This window comes from Micromonospora sp. 15K316, assembly GCF_004348525.1.
GTDB lineage: Bacteria > Actinomycetota > Actinomycetes > Mycobacteriales > Micromonosporaceae > Micromonospora.
On record NZ_SMKG01000246.1, the window covers coordinates 1 to 8,332 of the forward strand.

At 73.8% G+C, this 8,332-nt stretch carries 7 protein-coding genes and 3 pseudogenes; 6 read left to right on the forward strand and 4 right to left on the reverse strand.

The window, feature by feature from the left end:
* A pseudogene (locus E1211_RS28120) lies at positions 1 to 625 on the reverse strand (ATP-dependent DNA ligase); the annotation flags it as partial.
* A gap of 212 nt (positions 626 to 837) precedes the next feature.
* On the opposite strand from E1211_RS28120, the gene E1211_RS28125 reads away from it, so the two are divergent.
* From E1211_RS28125 to E1211_RS33975, 3 genes and pseudogenes are all read left to right on the forward strand, one after another.
* Positions 838 to 1,413 (forward strand): TetR/AcrR family transcriptional regulator, encoded by a 576-nt coding sequence (locus E1211_RS28125; protein WP_132352588.1) that lies wholly within the window; start codon positions 838 to 840, stop codon positions 1,411 to 1,413.
* A pseudogene (locus E1211_RS33970) lies at positions 1,413 to 2,418 on the forward strand (MMPL family transporter); the annotation flags it as partial. The gene E1211_RS28125 and the pseudogene E1211_RS33970, both read left to right, overlap by 1 nt.
* 113 nt (positions 2,419 to 2,531) lie before the next feature.
* Positions 2,532 to 3,674 (forward strand): annotated as a pseudogene (locus E1211_RS33975) (MMPL family transporter); the annotation flags it as partial.
* A 49-nt stretch (positions 3,675 to 3,723) separates the two neighbouring features.
* On the opposite strand, the gene E1211_RS28135 reads toward E1211_RS33975, so the two are convergent.
* Positions 3,724 to 4,980 (reverse strand): erythromycin esterase family protein, encoded by a 1,257-nt coding sequence (locus E1211_RS28135; RefSeq protein ID WP_132352592.1) that lies wholly within the window; start codon positions 4,978 to 4,980, stop codon positions 3,724 to 3,726.
* A gap of 96 nt (positions 4,981 to 5,076) precedes the next feature.
* Between E1211_RS28135 and E1211_RS28140 the strand changes: the two genes are divergently transcribed.
* Positions 5,077 to 5,268 (forward strand): DUF2795 domain-containing protein, encoded by a 192-nt coding sequence (locus E1211_RS28140; RefSeq protein WP_120679425.1) that lies wholly within the window; start codon positions 5,077 to 5,079, stop codon positions 5,266 to 5,268.
* Between the two features lie 63 nt (positions 5,269 to 5,331).
* On the opposite strand, the gene erm is transcribed toward E1211_RS28140, so the two are convergent.
* On the reverse strand, positions 5,332 to 6,129 hold the full coding sequence (gene erm / locus E1211_RS28145; RefSeq protein WP_132352594.1) for an ErmE/ErmH/ErmO/ErmR family 23S rRNA (adenine(2058)-N(6))-methyltransferase: 798 nt from the start codon (positions 6,127 to 6,129) through the stop codon (positions 5,332 to 5,334).
* A 322-nt stretch (positions 6,130 to 6,451) separates the two neighbouring features.
* Positions 6,452 to 7,354, reverse strand: coding sequence for a Gfo/Idh/MocA family protein (locus E1211_RS28150; RefSeq protein ID WP_132352600.1), 903 nt, complete (start codon positions 7,352 to 7,354; stop codon positions 6,452 to 6,454).
* Positions 7,355 to 7,527: 173 nt separating this feature from the next.
* Here E1211_RS28150 and E1211_RS28155 point away from each other — a divergent pair, with 173 nt between their 5' ends.
* Together E1211_RS28155 and E1211_RS28160 are read left to right on the forward strand one after the other, a co-directional pair.
* Entirely contained in the window at positions 7,528 to 7,926 is a 399-nt protein-coding gene (locus E1211_RS28155; RefSeq protein WP_132352596.1) for a hypothetical protein, read from the forward strand.
* Positions 7,919 to 8,332, forward strand: a 414-nt coding sequence (locus E1211_RS28160) for a hypothetical protein (RefSeq protein ID WP_132352598.1), incomplete at its 3' end; no start/stop codon positions are given. The genes E1211_RS28155 and E1211_RS28160, both read left to right, overlap by 8 nt.

Consider the following 8,332-nt stretch of genomic DNA (forward strand, 5'->3'; position numbering starts at 1 on the left):
GGATGAAGGCGGTGGTGGCCAGCGCCGGGTCCAGCCGCTCGGCCCGGGCCGCGAGCGCCCGGGTGGCGGCCGCCATCTCCTCCGCGTCGGCGCCGACCGCGACCGGCACGAAGACGTGGACCCCCTTGGCACCGCTGGTCTTCACCGCACCGGCGAGACCGGAGTCGGCCAGCGCCTGCCGCACCAGCAACGCGGCGGCCACCGCTGCGGGGAACGAGTCCCCCTCCGGCGGATCGAGGTCGAGGACCAGGTGGGTGGGGCGGTCGAGGTGGTCGGCGCGGGCCAGGGTCGGGTGGTACTCGACGGCCCGCTGGTTGGCGAACCAGAGCAGCGTCGGGCGATCGTCGCAGAGGGCGTACGACACCTGCCGCTGCGACGCCTCGGCCCAGACCGGCACCCGCCGCACCCACTCCGGGGTGTACTTCGGCAGGTTCTTCTGCATGAACGGCGCCTGCCCGCGCAGCGCCCGGATCACCGACAGCGGCCGGTCCCGCAGCTGCGGGATGATCCGGTCGCTGACCGCGTCGAGGTAGTCGACCAGATCACGCTTGCTGGCCCCGTCGACGAGCGGCTGATCCAGATTGGTCAGCGACACCCCGTCCCGGGTCTCCTCCACCCCGCCCATCAACCCACCTTCACGGTCAGCGGGGCGCCGGTCAACCGGACGCGGCGCGCCGCGCCGAACGGGTCGGGCCGGAATTCATGAGCACGGCCGGGCCGGGTGGGACCGGGCCGCGCAAACCCGCGACGGCTGTGGGGAAGGCCACGATTTTTCTCTGACCGATCGGTCAGGGTCTGACCGATCGGTCAGGCATGCTGGTCAACGGAGGTGACAGCATGCGACGGGCGGAACCCGAGACCCGGGGCGAGATCCTGGCCGCGGCGACGCGGCGGTTCGCGGCGACCGGCTACCGGGGCACTTCACTCCAGGACATCGCCACCGAGGTGGGCTGCTCGAAGGCCACCGTGCTCTACCACTTCGCCAACAAGGAAGCGCTGCTCACCGAGCTGATGGCTCCGGCCGTCGCGATGCTCCAGGCGCTCGACGAATCCCTCGCCGGGCTCACCGGGCGCGCCGCGCAGCAGACCGCGGCAGCGGGCTTCATCGACCTCGCGGTCCGCTTCCGGCGGGAGATCGCCGTACTCCGCGGTGAGTTCCCCGAACTGCTGCGACAGCCGGCGTTCGCGCACATCCAGCGGATCTCCGAACGGATGCGGGACGCCCTGGCCGGGCACAGCGACCGGCCCGGCGCCCGGATCGCGGCGCTGGTGCTGCTCGCCGGGATCTCCGAGGGGTGCGCCGAGTTCGTCGACGTTCCCGACGAGGAACTGCGCCCCGCCCTGCTCGCCCTCGCCCGGCGGGCGCTCGAACCCGTACCTGACAAATCCTCGACCCAGGACAAGGAAAGCTGATGGCGACCCTGCTCTACCGGCTCGGCCGGGGCTCGTTGCGCCGGCGGCGACTCGTCGTCGCGGTCTGGCTCGTCGTACTCGTCGGTCTCGGTCTGGCCGCCGTCTTCCTGCGCGGCCCGACGGCGAGCAACTTCACCATGCCCGGCACCGAGTCCCAGCGGGCTCTCGACCTGCTCTCCCAGCAGTTCCCGGCCGCCAGCGGCGCCACCGGGACGATCGCGGTGAAGGCGCCCGCGGACGGCCAGCTGGGCACGCCGCAGGGGCAGGCCGTGGTGAAGGAGATCGTGCAGGAGGCCACCAGCGTGCCCGGCGTGGTCGGCGCGGTCGACCCGCTCGCCGTGGGCGCGGTCTCCCCCGACGGCCGGTACGCCCTGGTCCAGGTGCAGTTCGCGGGCGGCTCCGACGAGGTGGACGACGCGCAGCGCGCGGCGTACGAGAAGGTCGGCGCCAGCGCCGAGGCGCAGGGCTGGCAGGTGGCCCCCGGCGGTGAGGTGCTGGGCGGCGAGCCGGAGGTGGGCTCGACCGAGGCGATCGGTGTGGCGGTGGCCGCGGTCGTCCTGGTCATCACGTTCGGCTCGCTGGTGGCGGCCGGGATGACCATGCTCAACGCCCTGATCGGGGTGGCCGTCGGCATGGCCGGCCTCTTCGCGCTCAGCAGCACCGTCGAGCTGACCGGCACCGCGCCGATCCTCGCGCTGATGCTCGGCCTCGCGGTCGGCATCGACTACTCGCTCTTCATCACCTCCCGGCACCGGCAGAACCTGCTCGACGGGCTGCCACCGGACGAGGCCGTGGGTCGGGCGGTCGGCACGGCGGGTTCGGCAGTCGTCTTCGCCGGGGCGACAGTGGTGATCGCGCTGGCGGGGCTGGCCGTGGTCGACATCCCGTTCCTGACCGTGATGGGTCTCGCCGCGGCGGGCACGGTCACCGTGGCGGTGCTCGTCGCGATCACCCTCCAGCCGGCGCTGCTCGGCTTCGCCGGCCGCAAGGTGCTCCCCCGCCGGCTGCGCGGGGGCGCGCCGATCGACGGCGTGCCGGCCGCAACCGACCGGGGCGCCAACGGTTCCCTGCCGGGCACGCCGGTCGACGGCCTCGCCACCGGCCACGAGCCGGGCGCGGCGGCCGAGAACCGCTCCGGCTTCGGGTTCCGCTGGGCCCGGCTGGTCACCCGGCTCCGCGTACCGGTGATCCTGGTCGGGCTGCTCGGCCTGGGGCTGCTCGCGGTCCCCACCTCGGACATGCGGCTCGCCCTGCCCGACGCCGGCACGGCCGCGGTCGGCTCACCGGCCCGGGTGTCGAACGACCTGATCACCGAGGGCTTCGGCCCGGGGTTCACCGGCCGGCTGGCCGTGGTGGTGGCCGGGGACACCCCACAGGCCACGGCGGCGGCCGTACCGCAGGTCACCGCGCTGGTCCAGCGCACCGACGACGTGCTCGCGGTGGCGCCGCCGCAGCTCAGCCCGGACGGGCGTACGGCCCTGCTCGGCGTGGTGCCGAAGACCGGGCCGACCGACGCCGCCACGGAGACGCTGGTGCACGACATCCGGCACGCGGTCGGCGGGATCCGGGACGTGGACGTGCTGCTGACCGGGGCCACCGCGATCGGCATCGACGTCTCGGAGAAGCTCGCGGACGCCCTCCCGATCTACCTGGTGCTCGTCGTCGGCCTCTCCGTGCTGCTGCTGATGCTGGTCTTCCGCTCGCTGCTGGTGCCGGTCAAGGCGGCGCTGGGCTTCCTGCTCACCGTCGCGGCGACCTTCGGCATCACGGTCGGGGTGTTCCAGCAGGGTCACCTCGCCGACCTGGTCGGCCTGGACACCCCCGGCCCGCTGATCAGCTTCCTGCCGATCCTGCTGATCGGCATCCTGTTCGGCCTGGCGATGGATTACGAGGTCTTCCTCGTCTCCCGGATGCGGGAGGACTTCGTCCACGGCGACACCGCGCAGCAGGCGACGATCAACGGCATGGGCCACGGCGCGCGCGTGGTCACCGCGGCCGCGCTGATCATGATCTCGGTCTTCGGGGGCTTCGTCTTCTTCCTCCACGACCCGGTGATCAAGTCGATCGGCTTCGCGCTCGCCGTCGGCGTCGCCATCGACGCCTTCGTGGTCCGGATGACCATCGTGCCGGCGGTGATGTCCCTGCTCGGCCGGCACGCCTGGTGGCTGCCGAAGTGGCTCGGCCGGGCGCTGCCGAACGTCGACATCGAGGGCGAGGGTCTCCGGGCCCACCTGGCCGACCGCGAACCCGCCAAGGTCTGAGCGAGCGGTTGGGGGCCCTCGTCGAGGGGCCCCCAACCGGCACGCCCTGTCACACCCCGGCGGGGTAGGTCTCCATCTCGCCGGCGGTGCTGACCGCGGGCAGGGGATGCAGCGCCGTGCTGTCGTCGCACCAGATGAAGGCGTCGTACCGCTCGCCCAGGCGGGTCGGCACGTAGTTGCCCCACGACTCGAACGTCGGGTCGTAGACCACCCCGATCGCCCGGTGGTCGATGGTGTCGGTGACCCACCCCGGTTGGTCGTCACCGCCGAAGACGAGCACCGCCCGGTCCGGCATCAGCTCGTGCAACCGCCGCTCGATCGAGCCCGGCCGGGCCGGCGGCACCGCCATCGACTCGGCCGGCGAGCCCCAGCGCGGCGCGGCGATCACGCTGCCCTGGTAACAGCCGAAGCCGACCAGGGCCACCGCGTCGGCTCCGTGCCGTTCCCGGGCCAACTGCCCGATGTTGACCATTCCCTCCGCGGACATGTCGGTGGCCCGGGCATCGCCCACATGGGTGTTGTGTGCCCACACCACACCGCGCGCGTCCGGGCCGTACCGGTCGAGCAGCCGGTCCAGGGTGTCCTGCATGTGGATGTCACGGATGTTCCAGGACTCCGGTCCACCGGCGACCATCGCCCGGTAGTACCGCTCCGCGCCGGCCACCACCTCGGCGTTCTGCCACGCCGAGAAGCGGTCCGGGCCGTCGGCGAGCGCCTGCTCCCGGGTACGGGCCAGCAGCCGGACCACCTCCTCCTCACAGCGAGCGGAGACGAAGCGGGCGGCGATGCCGTACTCCTCGGGCCGCCTGCCGTACGGCTCGAAGCAGCGGTACGCGTCCTGCGCGGCCTCCAGCCCGGCCGGGTTCTCCTCGCCCAGGTAGTCGAAGATCGCCTGCATCGACTCCCAGAGGCTGTAGACGTCCAGCCCGTGGAAGCCGGCCCGCTCCCCCTCCGGCCGCTGCGCGTTCCACCCCCGCAGCCAGTCGGCGAAGCGCGCCACCTCGGCGTTCGCCCACATCCAGGTGGGCCAGCGCTCGAACCGTTCGAGCGCGGCGAGCGGCTCGACCGCCCCACCGGGCGCGGCGGTGACCGAACGGTGCACCCGGTCGCAGTCCGGCCAGTCGCCCTCGACGGCGACGAACGAGAACCCGCACTCGGCGATGAGTCGCCGGGTGAGGTCGTCCCGGAGTTGGTAGAAGTCGTAGGTCCCGTGCGTGGCTTCGCCGATCATCACCACCCGGGCGTCCCGGACGCGCTCCAGCAGGGGGTCGAAGTCGCTCGGCGCGCCGAGCCGCTGAACCAGCATGGGAGCGGCTACCCGGCGGGTCGGCGGGCAAACCGGGCGGAGACCGTGGTGGCGGGCGGCCGGTGTGCCGGCCCGCTGAGCGGGTAGCCGCCGGACATGACCGTCACCGGGGTGCAGTGGCAGGAGTTCCTGGCCGGGCTCGACTACCCGGTCTCCCGTGAGGACCTGGTCCGCTGGGGGCAGGAGAACGGGGCCAGCACGGAGATGTTGCAGATGTTGCGGGCCCTGCCGGCCGAGCAGTTCGACGCCCCCGCCGAACTGCACGAGGCGCTCGGCACGCTCGCCTGACCGGCGCCGTCACCTCGGCCCGGGCGCCGGTGACCGGACCGGACGGCCCGGCCACCGGCGTGCTCAGCGCGCGTGCAGCAGCCGGAACAGGACCAGCCACTGCTCCGGCCAGACGTAGCCGACCGGGGTGGCCGGGTCCAGCCGGGTGGCTCGCAGCGCCGCCGACACCCGGCCCGGCGGGTACCGCCGGCGCAGCGAGGCCGCGAGCGAACCGCCGGCGCCGCCGAAGCCCAGCTCCACCATCCGGCGGTACGCGGGCAGCGCGCCCGGTGCGACCAGCGGCTCCGGCCGCCTCTCGATCCGCAGGATGCCGGCATCCACCGTGGGCACCGGCCGGAACGCCGTACGCGGCAGCCGTCCGGCGAGCCGCCAGGAGAACTCCGGCCAGGTCAGCACGGTGAGCCGGGACCACCGCCCGTAGTCGCCGCTGCGCCGGCGGGCGTACTCCAGTTGGGTGAGCAGCGTCGCGGCGCGCAACTGCGGGGCGGCCAGGCACCACCGGACCACCGCCGAGGTCAGCGACCAGGGGATGTTCCCCACCACGGCGAACGGCTCGCCGGGCGGCTCGGCGGTGAGGAAGTCGGCCTGCCGGTGCCGGACGTGCGGCAGTTCGGCGCAGAGGGCGGCCAGCTCGGCGTCGGCCCCCGGATCGACCTCGTACGCCACGAGCCGCCCGCAGCGGGCGGCGAGCGGGCGGGTCAACTGGCCTCGACCGGCGCCGACCTCCAGCACGAGGCCGGCCGGGTCGGGGGCGGCCGACCGGAGGACGCGGGCGATCGCGGCCGGGTCGGCGAGGAAGTTCTGCGAGAGCACGCGACGGTTCCGGTCGCGTTCGGTTCTGCGGGTAGGGCGGGGCGCCACGTGTCGTCGTCCTGTCTGTCGCCGTCGCGGCGACGGGGGGACAGGCAGCCCGGAGCGGGGCCTGTCCGAGTGAACGGGGACTCGGACGGCCCTGGGTACGGCGCGGGAGAGCGTTCGGCGATCAGTCGCGGGTCGCGCCCCGGCCCACCAGGGCCGGACGCCGGACGCGCGGGCGGGACGCCAACAGGGGGCCCCGGGCGGCCGGCGTGCCGGCCACCTGGATCAGGGCGTGCGTGAACATGACCGCACGCTAACCCGCAGCCCGCCGCCCCACCACCGAATTACCGGCCGCCGGGCGCGACGAGACGACGGGCGCGGTCGGTCAGGCGGGGACGGCGACCGTGCGGGACTCCGCGCGGGCGGTCTCGGCGGCGGCCAGCACGGCCACCACCTCCCGGCCGAAGCGCACGTCGCAGCGGTGGTCCCGGGTGCCCGCCTCGATCTCCTCGAGCAGTTGGTCGATCGCGACGCCGAAGGCGACCGGCGGCTCGTACTGCCCGTTCGGCACGGTCTCGATGCCGTTCTCGCCGTAGAAGACGAACTCCCGGGTCATCGCCTCGGGCGGAGCGTCGAGCGTGAGCGAGACGGTGCTGGTGGCACCGCCGTCGTGGGTGAGCAGCAGGTGCACGATGCCGCTCGGGCCGTCCACCGCGGCCACCTTCTCCACGCGGCCCAGCACGGGCAGGATGATCGAGAGGGCGTGCGGGCCGACGTCCCAGAGCGCGCCGTGGTCACGTCGCCACTGCGACCCGGCGTACGGGCTGCCCGGCTGGTAGATCGAGGAGAACATGATCGCCTTGGCGTGCTGCCAGCCGCCGGCTGCGGCCGTGGCGGCGAGGAAGGCGGTGACGTTCGGCTGGTACCGCTGGGTGAAGAAGACCACCGAGGCGACTCCGGCGGACTGCGCGGCCCCGACCACCCGGTCGGCGTCGGCGAGGTTCAGCGACAGCGGCTTGTCGAGCAGCAGGTGCCGTCCGGCGGTGGCCGCCCGCGCCGCGATGTCCGACTGGATGTCCGGCGGCAGGGCGACCGCCGCGACGTCGCACGCCTCGATCAGCGCGTCGACGTCGTCGAAGGCCGGTACGCCGTACCGGTCGGCCAGCGCCGCCGCCCGCTCCGGGTTCCGCCCCCACACCCCGGCGAGCTGGGCGCGCGGGTGCGCGTCGATCGCCGCCCCGTGCGTCTCCGCCGCCCAGTGACCGGTGCCGAACAAACCGAACCGCAGCACGTGAACCCCCGCCCTCGTCGTCCCCGCGGTGGTGCCGCGGACGTGATCCACGCTAGTCGCCCGATCCGGGCCGCGCGGGCGCGGGGCCAGGTCGGGGCGGGGGCGAGCAGCCGCTACTACGACAATTAGTAGGCTGTGCCGGTGACCGAGCCAAGGACCGGGTGGTCCCGATGACCGTCGCCGCCGCCGCGACGGGATCACCGGTGGACGGCCTCCTCGCCACCGCGTCGATCGTGCTGTCGCTCCTGATCGCGGTCTGGAGTCTGGTGTCCGCGCTGCGCAACCAGCCGCCGGACCGGTGGCAGCTGATCGGGTTGGGCGTGCTGGAGCTGGCGCTGCTCGCGCTGGCCGTGGTCGCCCTGGTCGCCCTCGCCGGGGGCGACCGGCCGGGCGAGCCGGGTGCCTTCTTCGGCTACCTGGTGACGCTGGTCTGCCTGCCGCCGTTGGCCGCGGTGCTGGCCCGGATGGAGCCGACCCGCTGGGGTTCGGCGATCGTCTGCGCGGTCTGCCTGGTGACCCCGGTCGTGGTGGTCCGGTTGCAGCAGACCTGGGAGGTGCTCGGTGGTTGAGACGGCGACGCCGCGGCGCAGCACGAACCGGGGCCCGGGACGACTGCTGATCGCCGTCTACATCCTCTTCGCGATCGCGGCGACCTCGCGGGCGCTGCTCCAGATCGTCACGAAGTTCGACGAGGCGCCGGTGGCGTACGCGCTCTCCGCGGTGGCCGCGCTGATCTACATCGTGGCGGCGATCGGGCTGGCCCGGGCCGGTCACGCCGGCCGCCGGCTGGCCCTGGTCTGCTGCTCCGTGGAGCTGGTCGGGGTGGTGGTGGTCGGCATCCTCAGCCTGGCCGACAAGGCGCTCTTCCCGGACGAGACGGTCTGGTCGCAGTTCGGCAGCGGCTACGGCTACATCCCGCTGCTCCTGCCCCTGCTCGGCCTCTTCTGGCTCTGGCGCACCCGCCCCACCCCGAAC

Coding starts and splice junctions, on each gene's coding strand:
- E1211_RS28125 (WP_132352588.1), top strand. CDS start 838: ATGCGACGGGCGGAACCCGAGACCCGGGGCGAGATCCTGGCCGCGGCG.
- E1211_RS28135 (WP_132352592.1), bottom strand. CDS start 4,980: ATGCTGGTTCAGCGGCTCGGCGCGCCGAGCGACTTCGACCCCCTGCTG.
- E1211_RS28140 (WP_120679425.1), top strand. CDS start 5,077: ATGACCGTCACCGGGGTGCAGTGGCAGGAGTTCCTGGCCGGGCTCGAC.
- E1211_RS28155 (WP_132352596.1), top strand. CDS start 7,528: ATGACCGTCGCCGCCGCCGCGACGGGATCACCGGTGGACGGCCTCCTC.